The sequence below is a fragment of the Duganella sp. GW821-FHT01E12 genome, from assembly GCF_059422325.1.
In genome coordinates this window covers 258,278-274,826 of sequence record NZ_JBWKWR010000001.1, presented here as the reverse complement: position 1 = coordinate 274,826, position 16,549 = coordinate 258,278, and the positions used below count along the sequence as shown (strand labels likewise).

Here is a 16,549-nt window from a genome sequence, read left to right as displayed (position 1 = left end):
GTTTGCGCGCACGCAAACGGCCGCGATCCTACTGCGTCATCAAGCCCTTGATCACGCGCACCGGCGCGCTGCCGTAGCTCAGGAATTGCTCGTGGAATTCCTTCAGGTTGAACTTGGCGCCCAGCTGCTGCTTGCGCTGCTCGCGCAATTCCATGATCTCGCTGTAGCCGCTGAAATAGCTGGTCAGCTGCACCGACGACACCTGCACCCGATGCCACTTCTCCACCGCCTCGCTGCGCGTCTGGAAAGCCTGGCGCGTCAGCAGGTCGATGGCCTGCTCCTCGGTCATGCCCAACACGTGCACGCTGTAATCGAGGATGGTGTTGGTCACGCTGCGCAGGTTCCACTTCGAATACATCAGCCACATTTCCGGCGCATTGTCGCCGTAGCCGGACTCCAGCATCATGCGCTCGCCATACACCGCCCAGCCCTCCACCATCGCGCCGTTGCCGAAGATGGATTTGACGATGGACGGCGACTTGTTCGCATACACCAGCTGCGCGTAGTGCCCTGGTATCGCCTCATGGATATTGAGGATCTGCAGTATCCAGTAGTTGTACTCGCGCAGGCTGCTCTCGGCCGCCTCCGGCGTCGCACCGTCGAGCGGCGTCACGTTGTAGTAGGTGCGGTCCTGCGGGCGATACGGCCCCGGCGCGTCGATGCTGGCGCCCGCCACGCCGGCCTGGTAGGCAGGCGTCGCGCGCACTTCCAGCTGCTTCTTCGGATCCAGCGTCAGCAGGTTGTGGCTGATCACCCAGTCCTGCAGCACCGGCACCTGGCGGCGGATCTCGGCGAAGAAATCCTCGCGCTTCACATGGCGCTCGGACAGCTTGTCGATCACCATGCCGATCTTGGCAAAGCGGTCGGCCGGCTTGGCGGTGGCGCCCATGGTCTTGTCCCACAGCTCGTCGGAGATGCGCTCCATATTGGCCAGCAGCTCTTCGCGCGCGGCCAGCGCCTTCTGGTAGGTCTGCTCGGCCGTGCTGCCGGACTGGATGTCGAAGGCGAACTTCTGCTCGTACAAGTCTTTGCCCAGGCGGAAGGTGCGGCGGCCGGTGGTGTCCATCTGCTTGTCCAGCTCGGTCAGGAAGGCGATGTAGCCGTCCACCGCCGTCAGCGCCGCGTTCACGCGCTGGGTGAACAGCTGCTTCTCCACCGGCGTCAGGATGGACGCCTGGGCCGCCTTGTCCACCTCGGTCAGCAAGGTCTGCACGCCGGGCGCCTGGGCAATCGCCAGGCGGGTGTGCTCGCGCGTCGGGTTGACGATGTTGGCGCGCGCCGCCTCGTAGTAGGCCGGAATGCCGGCGATGCGCTTGAGCAGCGTGCGCAGGCGCTGCGGCTGGGCCGCGTATTCCGTGTTCAGGATCAAGTCGATCGGGCCGGCCACGTTGTAGCTGGCCGGATTCCACTCGAACTCCTTCAAGGTGGTCAGGCGGAAGCGGTCGCTGTCGAGCTTGTTGATCAGCAGCGCCAGGTCGGTGCGCTGCTTGGCCGACAGCTGGCTGGCGTTGATCGCGCCGAAGCGCTGCTTCCATTCGTCGATGAAGGCCAGCTCCTTGGCCTGGCCGGCCTTGTCGGGGATGGACAGCGTGGCGGCGGTGTCGTACTTGCCGGCGTAGATCGCGCTTTCCGAATCGATGCGCCACAGCGCGTTCAGGAACTGGCTGCTCTGGCCGTCGAAGGAGCGGTCCTGGCGGCGTTCCGGCGTGCCGGACGGCTTCAGCGACGGTGCCACCGCAGCGGCGGCCACGGCGGTGGCGGCGACGGCCCTGGTCTTGCCCTTGCCTTTGCTGGTGCTGTGTTTGCTGCTGCCCTTGGCGGACTTGCCGCCGCTCTTGGCGTGCGTGGCGTGCGTGGATTTGGCGCTGCTTTTGCTTTTGGCCGAGGTGTGGGAGGCCTTGTGGTGCGTGGTGGCGCCGGCTGGTGCGACGGCGAGCGTCGTCATCAATACAGCCAGGGCGATTTTTGTCTTGATCATCTTGAACAGCCTTGTCGAAAAAGTGGCCGGGCGTGCCGGGCCGAAGCGATGGAGATTATCACTAATCGGCCCGTTTGAGAGCGCCCGGTTTGTAACTGGACGTCTACTTTCGCATTCCCTCTTGCAGCATATTGAGCATTTCGCTGGCCGACATGCGCCCGCTGACATCGCTGCCTTCGAGCAGGCTGTCGGCCAGGTCGCGCTTGTGCTGGTGCAGCTCGACGATGCCCTCCTCGATGGTGTGGCGCGCCACCAGCCGGTAGATGGTCACCGGCCGCAGCTGGCCCATGCGGTGCGCGCGATCCGAGGCCTGGTCCTCCACCGCCGGGTTCCACCACGGGTCCATGTGGATCACGTAGTCGGCGGCGGTCAGGTTGATGCCGACGCCGCCCGCCTTCAGGCTGATGAGGAACACATCGCCCTCGCCCGACTGGAACAGGTCCACGCGCTTCTTGCGGTCGGCCATGGTGGTCGAGCCGTCCAGGTATTGATAGGCGATGTTGTTTGCGTCCAGGTGCGCGCGGATCAGCGACAGGTGGTCGACGAACTGGCTGAACACCAGCACCTTGTGGCGGTTCTCCAGCAGCCCTTCCAGCAGGTGCGCGAAGGCCGCCAGCTTGCTGCTGGCCAGGCCCAGCTCCGGCGCGATCAGGTTGGGATTGCAGCAGGCGCGCCGCAGCCGCATGATCTCGGCCAGGATCTGGATCGATTTCTTCTCGGCCGGGCCTTCGACGGCGGCCAGGTTTTCCAGCGCGGCGCGGCGCAGCGATTCGTACAGCGCCGTCTCCTCCGCCGACAGGTCCACCTCCATTGTGATCTCGGTGCGCGACGGCAGCTCGGTCAGCACCTGCGCCTTGGTCCGGCGCAGCATGAAGGGCTGGATCAAACGCCGCAGGCGGTTGCGCGCACCCAGTTCGGCGCGATGGTCCTGCGGCTTTTCGATCGGCGCGGCGAAGCGCAGGTTGAACTGCTCGATGCTGCCCAACAGGCCAGGATTGATGAAGCGGAACAGGTTCCACAACTCGCCCAGGTGATTCTCCAGCGGCGTGCCGGTGGCGATCATGCGGAAGTCGCCCTTGAGCGCCATCACGGCCTGCGAGCGCTTGGTGGCGCCGTTCTTGATCGCCTGTGCCTCATCGAGCACGATGGTGTTCCACTGCACGCCGGCGAACAGCGCGGACTCCAGCTGCAGCAGGCCGTAGCTGGTCACCACCAGGTCGTAGGGCTGCAGCGTGGACAGCGTGCCGGCGCGGTCGCCGGCGCCGAACAGCTTCACGTTCAGCGTCGGCGCGAAGCGCGCGGCCTCGCTGATCCAGTTCATGCAGACGGAGGTCGGCGCCACCACCAGCGTCGGGCCTTGCGGCGCGCGCGACAAAATCAGCGCCAGCGCCTGCAGCGTTTTGCCCAGGCCCATGTCGTCGGCCAGGCAGGCGCCCACGCCCCAGCTGGCGAGGCGCGACAGCCAGTTGAAGCCCTCCAGCTGATAGTCGCGCAGCTCCGCCTGCAGAGTGCTCGGCAGCTGCGGTACGAAGGCCGCCTGCGCCTCCATGCGCGCCAGGTGCTCCTTCCACAGCTTGTCCGACTTCAGGCCGCCGATGTCGTCGACCAGCTCCTCCAGCGCGAACGACGCCAGCGGATGCACGCGCACGCCGTCGCCGGTGATCTCGCCGTACACCGACACCTCCATCAGGCGGCGGTGCAGCTCCTCAGTCAGCGCCAGGTAGCGGTTCTCGCCCAGCTCCACGAAGCGGCCCTGGCTCTTCTGCATCAGGTCCAGCAGTGTCTTCAGGTCCATGACCTTGCCTTCGTCGATCTGCAGTTCGCCGCTGGCCGCGAACCAGTCCTTGTTGCTCTTGATGGCCAGGCGCAGCTGCTTGGTCTCCACCTTGGCGGTCACGCGGAAGCTCTCGCCTTCCGGCCAGGCCAGCACGATGCTGTCCGGGTTCATCTCCTGCAGCTCCACCAGCAGCTGCAGGCACAGCGCCGGTTGGCCCAGCAGCCATTCGCCGTGTTCCTGTTCGGCCGCTTCCAGCACCGGACACTTGGCGATCAATTCGCGTTCGGCGTCGCGTTCGTCGATCAGCTTGCGGCGCGCCTGCACCGGCTTGCCGTTGACGTCCGCGATCACGCTGTCCGCGCCGGCGCCGGGCGCGTAGTAGGCGCCGTTGGCCAGCGGGCGCACCAGCACCTGCATCTTCAGGCCGTGCTGGTAGGGCAGCAGGTGCAGGTGCAGGCGCATGTCGGCCTCCACCTGTTCCATGTCCGGCGCGGCGCCGCCGATTTCCGACTGCACCGTCACCAGCGACGAGATGGAGCTGATCGCGTGCAGCACCTGCTGCTCCGCGTGGGCCGGAACGCTCAGGCCATCGCCGACGATGGCGGCGATGCGGCGGTGCTCGTCGAGGATGGTGACCACGCGCAGGCGGGTTGGCGTCTCCTTGCTGACGATGACGGAGGAGCTGTCGTCCGGTATCGGCGGTTGCAAGCGCAGTTCCAGGTTGCCGGGGCTTTTCTTGATCAGCAGTTCGGGCTCGCCGGCAAGCATCTCCACGCGCGTGTCGGGCGCGTCGGCCCAGAACAGCAGCGGGTGGCCGATCAGCGCCGAGGCGGCGCGCTGCGGATCGATCTCGTAAGCGAGGCCGCTGGACTGGTAAGTGCGGTGCGCCACCGAGATCGCCTCGGAGGCGCGCACGTCCTGCGGCGTGAGAAAATCGAACTGCTCGGCCTCGAAGCGCAGCCGCTTCAGGCCCACGGCGCGGCCCTTGCTCCACAGGCCGCGCGCGTCGCGCTTCTGCTCCACCGGCGCGACGTCGGTCAGGCCGTGGCGGTTGTCGTAGTTCAGCATCCACACCAGGCGCGTGCTGCCGGCGGCGTCGGGGGCGGCCGGCTGCTGCAGGTTGATCAGCGCCGTCAGCTGCCGTTGCCACGCTTCCTGCCGCTCGAACCACATGCTCAGGTCGGGGTAGCCGAGGCGCGAGCGCAGCGCGTTCGCGTGGCGCTGCTGTTCGACGTCGCCCAGGTGGCCCAGTAGGCAGGCGGCCTGCCCGGCGATGAACAGGTAGCCGGCGCGTTCGGCGTTCTGTGCCAGCTCCTGCAGCTGCGCCTTGCGCTCGGACAGCTGCGGCAGCGACAGCCAGAAATACAGCAGGCACTGGAACATCTGCGTCTGCAGGCCGGTCTCCCACGCCAGCGCGGAGACGGCGGCGGGCGGCATGGTGCCGGCGCGGATCTGGCGCAGCATGTCGATCTGCTGATGCACGGCGGTGTCGTGGTTCTGCGGCATGCGCACGGCGATTTCGAGGTAGGCCTCGGCCGCCTTTAAATGTTTGGGATCGCCGCTGCGCAGCATCGACAGCAGGTACAGGTAGCCGCCCATGCCGGTGAACAGGTGCTTGCGCTTGGCGGTTTCGCGCCGCAGCGTTTTCAAGGCCGCGTCGAAGCCGACGATGGCCGCGCCGCTGGCGCCGCGCAGCAGCACCACCGCGCTGGCGAGGTATTGGCTCTGCGGGCCGGCGGTGCGTTCCAGATAGCGCTTGGCGTCGTCCAGGCGGCCGCACAGGATGGCGTCTTCCGCCAATGCCATGCGCAGCTCGGGGCTGATGTCGTCCTTGACTGAAAGGCGGCGCTGTATGTGCTGCTCGCAGAATTCGCGTATCACCGGCACGGTGAGGAATTCATGCTGGGCGTTTTGCAGCAGCACCATCAGCACGTCGTCCTGCAGCAGCGGATGCACGCGCGCCAGCATGCCCGGCTCGAACGGGCGGCCGAAGATGTCGACGATGGGGTGCAGCTGCGCCGCCTCGTAGCTGCCAAGGCAGAAGGCCAGTATCGGCTGGATCTGCTGCGGCGTTTGGCCGCGCAGGAGGCCCATGCGCAGGCGCGCCATGCCGGCGCGGTAGCTGCGCGGCTCGACGCTGTTCCAGGTCTGGCGCATCGGCACCAGCTCGTCGTAGGCGTTGCACAGGTCATCCAGCGCGTGCGTGCCGATGGAGGCGCGCATCGCCGGCCAGCGCAGCTTGGGGTTGCAGACGAAGCCGCGTCCCGTCACCACGCTGATGAAGGCCAGCCGTTCCAGCTTGCGCAGCGCCTCGTCCAGCGTGCCGACGCTGTAGGCGTTGCCGTCCTTGTCCTCGATGCGTGCGCGGTTCAGGTGATCGAGGATGGAGGTGCGTCCCACCGGCTCGCCGATCAGGGCGAGCAACGCCAGTATCATTTTTTCGTTGAACTCAAGCGTGTCAAATTCGGCGAGCAGCTTTGCGTCGGTCATGCGGGGTCAGTCTTTCAGGTTATCGATGTGTACCGGCGGCGTGGCGGCCGGGTCGTGCAAGCCAAACATCCGCTGGTAGAAGTACAGCTCCGCCTCCAGCGTGCGGACGATGTTCTCGCCCTTGCGGAAGCCGTGGCCCTCGCCCTCCAGCGGCACGTATGCCACCGGCACGCCGCGCGCCTTGAGCGCGTCGACCATCATCTCCGATTGCTGCGGCGGCACGACCTTGTCGTCCAGGCCCTGGAAGAAGATCATTGGGCGCGCCAGCTTGTCGGTGTGGTTGATCGGCGAGCGGGCCTGGTACAGCGCCTCGGCCTGCGGCTGCGGCGCGATCAGGTATTCGTTGTAGTGCGATTCGAACTTGTGCGAGTCCTGGTCCAGCCCTTTGAGGTCGGACACGCCGTAGTAGCTGGCGCCCACCTTGAACACGTTGTGGAAGGTCAGCGCGCACAGCGTGGTCAGGCCGCCGGCGCTGCCGCCGCGGATGATCAGGCGCTCGCCGTCGGCCAGGCCGCGTTCCACCAGCGCCTGCGCGCCGGCCACGCAGTCCTCGACATCGACGATGCCCCACTGGCCCTTGAGCAGGTCGCGGTAGGCGCGGCCGAAGCCGGTGCTACCGCCGTAGTTCACATCGAGCACGCCGAAGCCACGGCTGGTCCAGAACTGGGTCTTCAGGTTCAGCGTGTTGACGGTCATGCCGGTCGGGCCGCCGTGGCTGATGACGATCACCGGCGGCTTGCTGCCCGCCGGCGCGGTCGCGTCGCGGTTGCGCGGCGGGTAGAAGAAGGCGTGCGCGGTGCGGCCGTTGGCGCTGGGGTAGCTGATGCTGGCGGGGATGGACAGCTGGTCCTCGTCCGGCAGTTCCTCGATCGATTGCGCCAGGATCTCCACGCCCTCCTCGGTGAAGTCGATGCGCGCCAGTTCCAGCGGGATGGTCGGGCCGCCGGCCAGCATGGCGATGTAGCCCTTGGCCACGCGCAGTTCGCGGATTTCCTCGTACGGATTGGCGATGGCTTCCAGCTTGCCGCTGCCCGGCAGCAGGCGCGCCAGGCGGCTCACGCCCTTGTCGATGTAGGTGCAGATGATTTCGGAGGCGGAGCGGAAGCCGTACATCGAGTTCCCGAAGGTCCAATGCGGCGAGGCGAATTCCGCCTCCATCGGGCACAGGCCCTCGGTGCGGTCGCGGCCCCGGCACAGGCGGTACAGGTTCCACCAGCCGCTGCGGTCGGAGACGAAGTGCAGCAGGCCGTCCGGCGACCATTCGGGCTGGCACACCGATTCCTCGGCGCCGCCGGCGATGCGCAGCGGCGCGGCCAGCGTGCCGTCGTCCTGGACCTCGGCCAGCCACAGCGTGGTACCCTGCCACGGCATGCGCGGATGGTCCCAACTGAGCCAGGCCAGCGAGCGGCCGTCCGGCGACAGGCGTGGCGACGAGTAGAAGTCGGCGCCCTGCGCCAGCACGGTTTCGCCGCCGTCCGCGCCGATGGCGCAGATGGTGTTGGTGGGCTGGGCGTGCGGATCGCTTGCCTCATCCTTGTGCAGCTCGCGCACGCCGATCAGGCGATCGCGCGCGCGGTCCACCACGAAATCGGCGAAGCGCTGCTTGCCGGCGGTGGTCAGCGCGACCGGCGCGGCGCCGTCGTCGGTCAGATCAAGTTTGTAGACGCGGTTGTCGGCAAAGTGCGAAAAATAGATGGTATCGCCGTCGACCTGGTAGGCGCCGCCGCCGTATTCGTGTACGCGGCTGCGCACATTGAAGGGGGCCGGCGTCAGCTCGCCGGTGGTCACGCCGTGGTGGCGCAGCAGGGTGTTGCGGCCCGCTTCGGCGGCGCGGCCGGCCAGCCAGAAGATATCGCTGCCGTCGGCGCCACCCAGCATGAGCGTGGACAGGGGCGTGGCGCCGGCGGCGACGCGCGCGGCGCTGATGGTCGATGGCCAGGCGCCGTAAGGGGCGGTAATGGGTGGGGCGGATGTCATGGCGTCTCCAAAGTCGGGTGCTACGCATGATAGTGAATGAACGGCCTATCATCCAGCAAAAAAAATCCGCGCAGGATGCGATAATAGCTCTTTGACCGATTTCGATTGCCTTCCATGCCACAATTTGCCCCGCTCCAGAACGACACCTTCTTGCGCGCGTTGTTGCGCCAGCCGACCGACTACACGCCTGTGTGGCTGATGCGCCAAGCGGGGCGATATCTGCCGGAATACCGCGCCACGCGCGCCAAGGCCGGCTCCTTCATGGGCCTGGCCACCAATCCGGACTACGCGACCGAAGTCACGCTGCAGCCGCTGGACCGCTTCCCGCTGGACGCGGCCATCCTGTTCTCGGACATCCTGACGGTGCCGGACGCGATGGGCCTGGGCCTGTACTTCGTCGAAGGCGAGGGTCCGAAATTCGAGCGTCCGCTGAAGACCGAGGCCGACGTGCTGGCGCTGCGCGCGCCGGAACTGGGCTCGCTGGACTATGTGTTCAAGGCCGTCACCCAGATCCGCACCGAATTGAACGGCCGCGTGCCGCTGATCGGCTTCTCCGGCAGCCCGTGGACGCTGGCCTGCTACATGGTCGAAGGCCAGGGCTCGCGCGAGTTCCACACCATCAAAACGATGCTGTACAACCGTCCGGACCTGATGCATCACATTTTGAGCATCAACGCCAAGGCGGTGGCCGAGTACCTGAACGCCCAGATCGACGCCGGCGCCCAGGCGGTGATGGTGTTCGACTCGTGGGGCGGCGCGCTGGCCGACGGCGCCTACCAGGAGTTCTCGCTCAAATACATGCAGCAGGTGGTGTCCCTGCTCAAGCGCGACAAGGACGGCGTCAAGATCCCGGCCATCGTCTTCACCAAGGGCGGCGGCCACTGGATCGAGCAGATCGCCGACATCGGCGCCGACGCGGTCGGCCTGGACTGGACCGTCAACCTGACCCAGGCGCGCAAGCTGGTCGGCCACAAGGTCGGCCTGCAGGGCAACTTGGACCCGGCCATCCTGTTCGCCAGCCCGGACCAGATCCGCGCCGAAGTGCACAAGGTGCTGGACGCCTACGGCACGCCGGCCGCCGGCAACGGCCACGTGTTCAACCTGGGCCACGGCATCTCGCAGTTCACGCCGCCGGAGAACGTCGCCGCGATGGTCGAAGCCGTTCATAGCTACAGCAGGGGCCAGCGCGCCGGCTGATGTAATTTGCGAACAGAGGGCACGTTTCTCCGGAGGCGTGCCCTTTTTCGTTGGTGCGCGCGGGAAAGCAAATACCGACTTATACACAATTTTTTTTGCTGCGGAAATATTAGGCAGTGCTTTTTTTCTAGCCCGTGAGCGCCTTGCAAGTCGTTGATTACATGGGATAAATTTTGTAGACGAAGAGTCAATAGATGGCAAGTCGTAAACCTTGACTGTGCGCTGAAACTAGTTTATTTCTTCATTGTCCACAAAGTTATCCACAAAAACTGTGGATAAAAAATAAAAGTACTTAGTAAACCGTGACTTAGCCATAATGTTGCTGTTTTGCGTGAGGTTTATGTTGCGTTGCACGATTTTTAGGCAAAGTTTGAGCCGCGATAACGAAGTTGCGAACAGACAAACCTTATACATAAAGTACCTCTTGGCTCTTCCACTGAAAGTACCGCGTTGTGCTTTGCAATATCGGTGGATAAGCCCCAAAAAGTGCTTGATTTCAGCAAAAAAAGCATCCTAAATACTTCACTTATGCACAGCGGCGGAGAAAAAACGCGAAATTTTCTTCCCCTAGGAAGCATTTTCCAAGTGTTTGATTTTAAAGAGAAATAATTTTGAATTTTTGCCCGGTTTACGACGATGCCAAGCCAGAAGTCTGTGCTTTCCGGGGATTAAGATTCCTTTGTCCACAAAGTTATCCACAAAAACTGTGGATACATCAAAGCGCCCTAGGCGGGGCGGTATTTGCGGCCAATTTCCGCAAGAATTTTCTACTGTGACGGGATCCATGCAGGGCCTTTTCCACCATTGCATTCTTCAGATTGCGCTCGATACGCCGCTGAACGCGATTTTCGACTACCGCTGGCATTGCGATGCGGCAGAGCAGCCGCAGGTCGGCCAGCTGGCGCTGGTGCCGTTCGGGCGCCGCGAGGTGATGGGGCTGATCGTCGGCATCGCGGCCGAGACCGACGTGCCGGTGGACAAGCTCAAGGATGCGCTGGCCGTGCGCAGCCAGCTGGGGCCGTTGTCGGCGCAATGGCTGGCGCTGGCGGGCTTTGCCGCCGATTATTACCAGCGTCCGCTGGGCGAGGTGGCGCTGCCCGGCCTGCCCAAGAACCTGCGCGTGCTGACCACGGTGGCGCTGGACCGGGCGCTGAAGAAGCTGGCCAAGCTGGACGCGCCGCACGACGGCACGCCGCTGAACATGCCGGCGCTCAATCCCTCGCAGCAGGAGGCGGCGGACGCGATCGGCGGCGCCACGGGTTTCAAGCCGACCCTGCTGTACGGCGTGACCGGCAGCGGCAAGACCGAGGTCTACCTGCAATCCTGCGCGCAGGTGCTGGCGCGCGAGCCGGACGCGCAGATCCTGATCCTGGTGCCGGAGATCAACCTCACGCCCCAGCTGGAAGGCAATATCCGCGCGCGCTTCCCCGGCGTGATGCTGGCGACTTTGCACAGCAGCCTGTCCGAAGGCGAGCGCATGCTGCACTGGCTGGCCGCGCACCAGGGCAAGGCGCGCATCGTGCTGGGCACGCGGCTGGCGATCCTGGCCTCGTTGCCGAACCTGAAGCTGATCGTCATCGACGAGGAGCACGATCCCTCGTACAAGCAGCAGGAAGGCTTGCGCTACTCGGCGCGCGACCTGGCCGTGTGGCGCGCGTGGCAGCTGGGCATCCCCATCGTGCTGGGTTCGGCCACGCCGTCGCTGGAGAGCTGGCACCACGCCCAGTCCGGCCGCTACCGCAAGCTGGAGCTGCGCGAGCGGGCCGTCAAGAACGCCGTGCTGCCGCAGGTGAAGCTGCTGGACATGGAGCGCGACAAGCCCAAGGACGGGCTGACGTCCCATTTAATCGCGGCGATCAAGCAGCGCATGGAGCGCGGCGAACAGTCGCTGCTGTTCCTGAACCGGCGCGGCTATGCGCCGGTGATCTGCTGCGAATCGTGCGGCTGGATCAGCGAATGCACGCGCTGCACCTCGTTCATGGTGCTGCACCGTCCCGAGCACCGGCTGCGCTGCCATCATTGCAGCCTGGAGATGCGCATCCCGCGCCATTGCCCCACCTGCGGCAACGTCGACCTGCAGCCGCTGGGGCGCGGCACGCAGCGCGTGGAGGAAGGCTTGCAGGCCTTGTTCCCGGAAGCGCGGGTGTTGCGTATCGATGCCGACTCCACGCGCAAGAAGGGCAGCGCGCAGGAGGCGTTCGAGACTGTGCACCGGGGCGAGGTCGACATCCTGATCGGCACGCAGATGGTGGCCAAGGGACACGATTTTAAGAACCTGACCTTGGTGGGCATCCTGAATCCGGACACGGCGCTGTTTTCGCAGGACTACCGCGCCAGCGAGCGCCTGTTCGCGCAGCTGATGCAGGTGGCAGGCCGGGCCGGCCGCGCCGCCCAGACCGAAGGCGGCAGCGCCAGCGAGGTGTTGATCCAGACCAGGTACCCGCAGCATCCGCTGTACGGCGCGGTGGTGAACCACGACTACGACCATTTCGCCACGGCCTTGCTGGAGGAGCGCGAGCAGGCCGCCTTGCCGCCCTATCTGTACCAGGCGCTGCTGAGGGCCGAGGCGCCCGAGCTGGCCACGGCCATTGAATTCCTGACCATCGCCCGCGACTGCGTCGAGCATCCGGGCATCACCATCAACGATCCGATACCGATGAGCATGACGCGGGTACACAACGTCGACCGTGCCCAGCTGCTGGTGGAATCGGCATCAAGGCCCATGCTGCAAGCCTTCCTGCGCGAGTGGCTACTCACTCTGCGCGAAATGAAAAGCCGCGTGAAATGGTCGCTGGAAGTCGATCCGCTGGACATCTAACCGTGGGGTCAAGTCTGACATTCGGACACGAGCTCTGCCGTTGCGGCCGCAACGGCAGAGCTCGTGTCCGAATGTCAGACTTGACCCCAAAATGGGTTAGAGCAAGAAGCGTTGCGCGGTGGCGACGATTTGCTCGGTCAGCGCGCGGGTGAACGGGGTGTCGAGGTTCCAGGCGTGCCAGTTCAGGGACACGTCGATGTGGTGGCCGGGCGCCAGGTCGATCAGGCGCCCGGCCGCCAGCGCGCCGGCGACCTGGATCTGCGGCATCAGGCCGTAGGCAAGGCTGCCGTGGATGCACTCGGCGGTGGCGGCCGATTGCGGCATGGTGTGGTGCGGATACGGGCCGCTCAGGTCCAGCACCGTGCGCAGGAAGCCGCTCATCATGTCCTGGTCGCTGATCACGGCGGGCGCCAGCCGCGCCGCTTCCTGCGAGAAGCCGTCGCCGAACCAGTGGCCGGCAAACGCCGGCGTGGCGACGCACACGTAGCGCAGCTTGCCCAGCGGCGTGACTTCCGGCCCGTTGGCGTGCTGGTCCGGGTGCTCCTGGGCGGCGGCGATGCTGCCGAATACGCTGCCCTCCTGCACCAGATGCAGCGCCATCCGCTGGTCGGCCAGCTGTACCTTCAACTGGCAGCGCGGCGGCGACAGCAAGGGCTGCAGACTCATGGGGAACCAGGTCGCCAGGCTGGCCGCGTCCACCGCCAGCGCGATCTCCGGCATGCTCACTTTGTGACCCAGGTCAATGTCGAGCGCGGCCTCCATCAGCCGAACGTTGCGGTGGTGCGACACCAGCCGCTGCCCCAGCCCGGTCGGCACGGCCGGCTGGCCGCGCACGATCAGCAGGCGCCCGGCGGCGTCCTCCAGCGCCTTGATGCGCTGCGATACGGCAGATTGGCTGATGCCCAGCGCCAGGGCGGCCTTTTCGAAGCTGCCCTGGCTGGCAACGGCGTCCAGCACGGCCAGCGCGCGGTAGTCCAGTGATCCCATAAGCTGTACTTATATAAATTGGAAACGATAAGCGATACTAATACTCTTTTGAAATTAAGTAAAACTCGATTACAGCCTGTCGTGCGTGAAAAGCTTGCCTTTTGGCCGGAGATGCGCTCTGGCCAAACGGTGTAGACTCTCGACATGAAAACGCTACGCACCGAAGTCGCCGTGATCGGCGCCGGCACCGCCGGCATGACCGCTTACCGCGCCGCCTCCGCCGGCGGCAAGAAGACCCTGTTGATCGAGGGCCATGTCTACGGCACCACCTGTGCCCGCGTCGGCTGCATGCCGAGCAAGCTGCTGATCGCGGCGGCCGAGGCGGCGCACGCGCTGCACGCGGCGCCGGCGTTCGGCGTGCATCCGGGCCAGGTGCGCATCGACGGCAAGGCCGTGATGGCGCGCGTGCGCAGCGAGCGCGACCGGTTTGTCGGCTTCGTGGTCGACAGCGTGGACGGCTATCCGGCCGAGGACAAGCTCCACGGCCACGCCCGCTTCCTGAGCGCGACCCAGCTGCAAATCGACGACCACACGCTGGTCGAGGCGGAACGCTTCGTCATCGCCACCGGCTCGACCCCCATCGTGCCGGACGAGTGGCGCGCGGCAGGCCCGCGCGTGATCACCAGCGACGACGTGTTTGACTGGGACGACCTGCCGGCCTCGATCGCCGTGGCCGGCACCGGCGTCATCGGCCTGGAGCTGGGCCAGGCGCTGGCCCGCCTGGGCGTGCGCGTGACCGTGTTCGGACGCGGCGGCAGCGTGGCCCAGCTCAGCGATCCGGACGTGCTGGAGGTGGCGCGCCGCGCCATGGCGGACGAGCTCGACGTGCGCTTCAAGACCAGGGTGGTGCGCGTGGCGGCCGACGGCGACGGAATGGCCGTCACCAGCGAGGACGCCAACGGCGAGCAGCGCACCGAGCGGTTCAGCTATCTGCTGTCGGCCATCGGCCGGCGGCCCAATGTCCACAAGCTGGGCCTGGAAAACACGGGCCTGGCGCGCGACCACCAGGGCATACCGCTGTACGACCCGCGGACGATGCAGTGCGGCGCCAGCGCCATCTTCATCGCAGGCGACGCCGACAACGAACGCCCGCAACTGCCGGAGGCGGCCGACCAGGGCCGCATCGCCGGCGACAACGCGGCGCGCCACCCGGCAGTGCAGCCCGGCCTGCGCCGCACGCCGCTGACCATCGCCTTCACCGAGCCGCAGATCGCCACGCTGGGCGCCAGCTACCAGGAGTTGTGCGCGTCGCACGCGGGCCGTTTCGCGGTCGGCAAGGTGTCGTTCGAGAACCAGGGCCGCAGCCGCGTCATGCTGCAAAACAAAGGCATGCTGCGCGTGTACGCCGAGTACGCCACCGGCCGCTTCCTGGGTGCCGAGATGATCGGCCCGCGCGCCGAGCACATCGGCCACCTGCTGTCCTGGGCCTGCCAGGCCGGGCTGACCGTCAGCGCCATGCTGGACATGCCCTTCTATCATCCGGTGGTGGAGGAAGGCGTGCGCACCGCGCTGCGCGACCTGGCGCACCAGCTGGCCAATGCGCCGGCCCACGACTGCGCCTGCATCGATTGCACCCCGGCGCCCTAGAACAAAAATGCAACAATCTCACACATTCTCACGGAAACACCGTATGCTGCTGGCTCGATAGTTTTTTATCAACGGCAATGAAGATACGTAGAGTGACGGCGGCCGATCTGAAGCTGGGCATGCTGATTCCGTGGAATGTGTACGGCGAGAATGGCGCGCTGCTGGTCCGCAAGGGCCATATGATCGCCGGCGCCAACCAGATCGACTATCTGGTCGAGCGCGGCTCGTTCGAAGACCACGGCGGGCAGCCGGAAGCAGCCCGCGAGCCGGACTCGGCACTACGCAAGCTGAACGCCGCCAGCCTGGAATTGCAGGGGCTGTTGCACGCGGTGGCGCGGCGCGCCGCCCCGCCAGACCTGCGCCGCCGCCTGGACGAGGTGGCGCTGCTGGTCGCCGGCGCCGTGGCGGTCAACGCCGACGTGGCGGTCGCCGCCATCCTGCACAACCAGCGCGCCGCCCCGTACGCGGTGCGCCACAGCATCGATACCGCCGTCGTCGCGCAACTGCTGGCGCAGGCAAAACAACTGTCGCCGGAAGAGACCGCCAGCCTGACGCTGGCCGCGCTGACCATGAACGTCGGCATGCTGGAGCAGCACCAGCGCATGCACGACAGCCGCGCCGGGCTGAACGCCGCCGAGCGCGCCGCGCTGCGATCCCATCCCGAGGCCGGTGTGCAGCTGCTGCGCCAGGCCGGCGTGGCCGACCTGGCCTGGCTGGACTGCGTGTTGCACCACCACGAAAACGAGGACGGCAGCGGCTATCCGCTGCACCGGTCGGGCGCGCAGATCCCGCCGCTGGCGCGCCTGCTGGCGCTGGCCGACCGCTACTGCGCCCGCGTGGCCGAGCGCGCCTGGCGCCCGAGCATGACCCCGCACGCCGCGCTGCGCGAGCTGCTGCTGGAATCGAACGTGACGGTGGACGGCAAGCTGGCCGCGCTGCTGATACGCGAGCTGGGCATCTACCCGATCGGCACCTGGGTGCGCCTGGTCAACGGCGAGGTCGGCGTGGTGTCGCGCCGCGGCCTGCAGTCGACCACGCCGCACGTGGAGTCGGTGATCGGCCCGCGCGGCGCGCCGCTGGAGCTGTTCCTGCAACGCGACACGCGCGCCGAGCTGCACGGCATCCGCGAGGTGTTGGGCGGCGCGCAGCTGGCCGCGCTGCAGGCGCCGCCGCTGCGCATGGAGCAGGTGTGGGGCCGCGGCGCGGCGCTCTGATCAGTTGAGCAGCGCGTCCAGCCGGCCCTGCTGCGCCAGGTCGCGCAGCACGCGGATGGTGTCGATGTCCGACTCCTGGTAGGCCGAGCGGCGGAAATCGTCGTACATGGCGTTGGCGGCGTCGGTGGCCGCGTCGTGGCCGTCGTCGTACTGGAAGCGCACGTACAGCGTGTCGGCGGTCGGGGTTTCGATCGTCATCGTCAGGCTGGACTGGCTGATGTCCTGCTGCGCCGCCACCTCGTAGCGCACCGCGCGCATCGGCTCGAGCAGCACGCGGTCCTCGATCACCAGCTGGCCGTAGCGCAGGCTGCGGCTGAAGCTGAGCTCGCTGCGCTCGGTGATGGTGCATTCGTCCAGGTGCGGCACGAACAGCTTGGGCGATTCGGCGCGCAGCACCAGGCCGGTCCACAACTGCTTGATGCTGAGCGCGTCGATCAGCGGGTTGAGCGGGTCGTTAATTTCAATCAAATGTTCGAATTTCATAGGGCAACCGTCTAAAAGCCAGGCGCGCGTGCGCCTCATCC

At 66.2% G+C, this 16,549-nt stretch carries 9 protein-coding genes; 4 read left to right on the top strand and 5 right to left on the bottom strand.

Translation table 11 applies throughout. From position 1 onward, the window contains the following. Positions 1 to 28: 28 nt before the first annotated feature. From AC07WS_RS00955 to AC07WS_RS00945, 3 genes are all read right to left on the bottom strand, one after another. A complete protein-coding gene (locus AC07WS_RS00955) occupies positions 29 to 1,978 on the bottom strand; it encodes a DUF885 domain-containing protein (protein WP_494727297.1) in 1,950 nt (649 codons plus the stop codon). A 103-nt stretch (positions 1,979 to 2,081) separates the two neighbouring features. After that, positions 2,082 to 6,245: a DEAD/DEAH box helicase gene (locus AC07WS_RS00950; protein WP_494727296.1), complete on the bottom strand. Its 4,164-nt coding sequence runs from the start codon at positions 6,243 to 6,245 to the stop codon at positions 2,082 to 2,084. Between the two features lie 6 nt (positions 6,246 to 6,251). Next, complete coding sequence (locus tag AC07WS_RS00945; RefSeq protein WP_494727295.1) at positions 6,252 to 8,222, bottom strand: dipeptidyl-peptidase 5; 1,971 nt, start codon at positions 8,220 to 8,222, stop codon at positions 6,252 to 6,254. 114 nt (positions 8,223 to 8,336) lie between these two features. Between AC07WS_RS00945 and hemE the strand changes: the two genes are divergently transcribed. Continuing rightward, positions 8,337 to 9,419 (top strand): uroporphyrinogen decarboxylase, encoded by a 1,083-nt coding sequence (hemE, locus tag AC07WS_RS00940; RefSeq protein ID WP_494727294.1) that lies wholly within the window; start codon positions 8,337 to 8,339, stop codon positions 9,417 to 9,419. Between the two features lie 784 nt (positions 9,420 to 10,203). Further along, positions 10,204 to 12,237 carry a primosomal protein N' gene (locus tag AC07WS_RS00935; RefSeq protein WP_494727293.1) on the top strand — a complete coding sequence of 678 codons (2,034 nt, stop codon included), beginning with the start codon at positions 10,204 to 10,206 and terminating at the stop codon, positions 12,235 to 12,237. A 96-nt stretch (positions 12,238 to 12,333) separates the two neighbouring features. Here AC07WS_RS00935 and AC07WS_RS00930 read toward each other — a convergent pair whose 3' ends face one another. Next, a complete protein-coding gene (locus tag AC07WS_RS00930; RefSeq protein WP_494727292.1) occupies positions 12,334 to 13,224 on the bottom strand; it encodes an ArgP/LysG family DNA-binding transcriptional regulator in 891 nt (296 codons plus the stop codon). A 144-nt stretch (positions 13,225 to 13,368) separates the two neighbouring features. Here AC07WS_RS00930 and AC07WS_RS00925 point away from each other — a divergent pair, with 144 nt between their 5' ends. Together AC07WS_RS00925 and AC07WS_RS00920 are read left to right on the top strand one after the other, a co-directional pair. Next, complete coding sequence (locus AC07WS_RS00925; protein WP_494727291.1) at positions 13,369 to 14,811, top strand: dihydrolipoyl dehydrogenase; 1,443 nt, start codon at positions 13,369 to 13,371, stop codon at positions 14,809 to 14,811. Between the two features lie 77 nt (positions 14,812 to 14,888). Next, complete coding sequence (locus AC07WS_RS00920) at positions 14,889 to 16,025, top strand: HD-GYP domain-containing protein (protein WP_494727290.1); 1,137 nt, start codon at positions 14,889 to 14,891, stop codon at positions 16,023 to 16,025. On the opposite strand, the gene AC07WS_RS00915 is transcribed toward AC07WS_RS00920, so the two are convergent. Beyond that, the gene (locus tag AC07WS_RS00915) at positions 16,026 to 16,508 is read right to left on the bottom strand and encodes an SRPBCC family protein (RefSeq protein ID WP_494727289.1); all 483 of its coding nucleotides are present in this window, start codon (positions 16,506 to 16,508) and stop codon (positions 16,026 to 16,028) included. Positions 16,509 to 16,549: the final 41 nt, after the last annotated feature.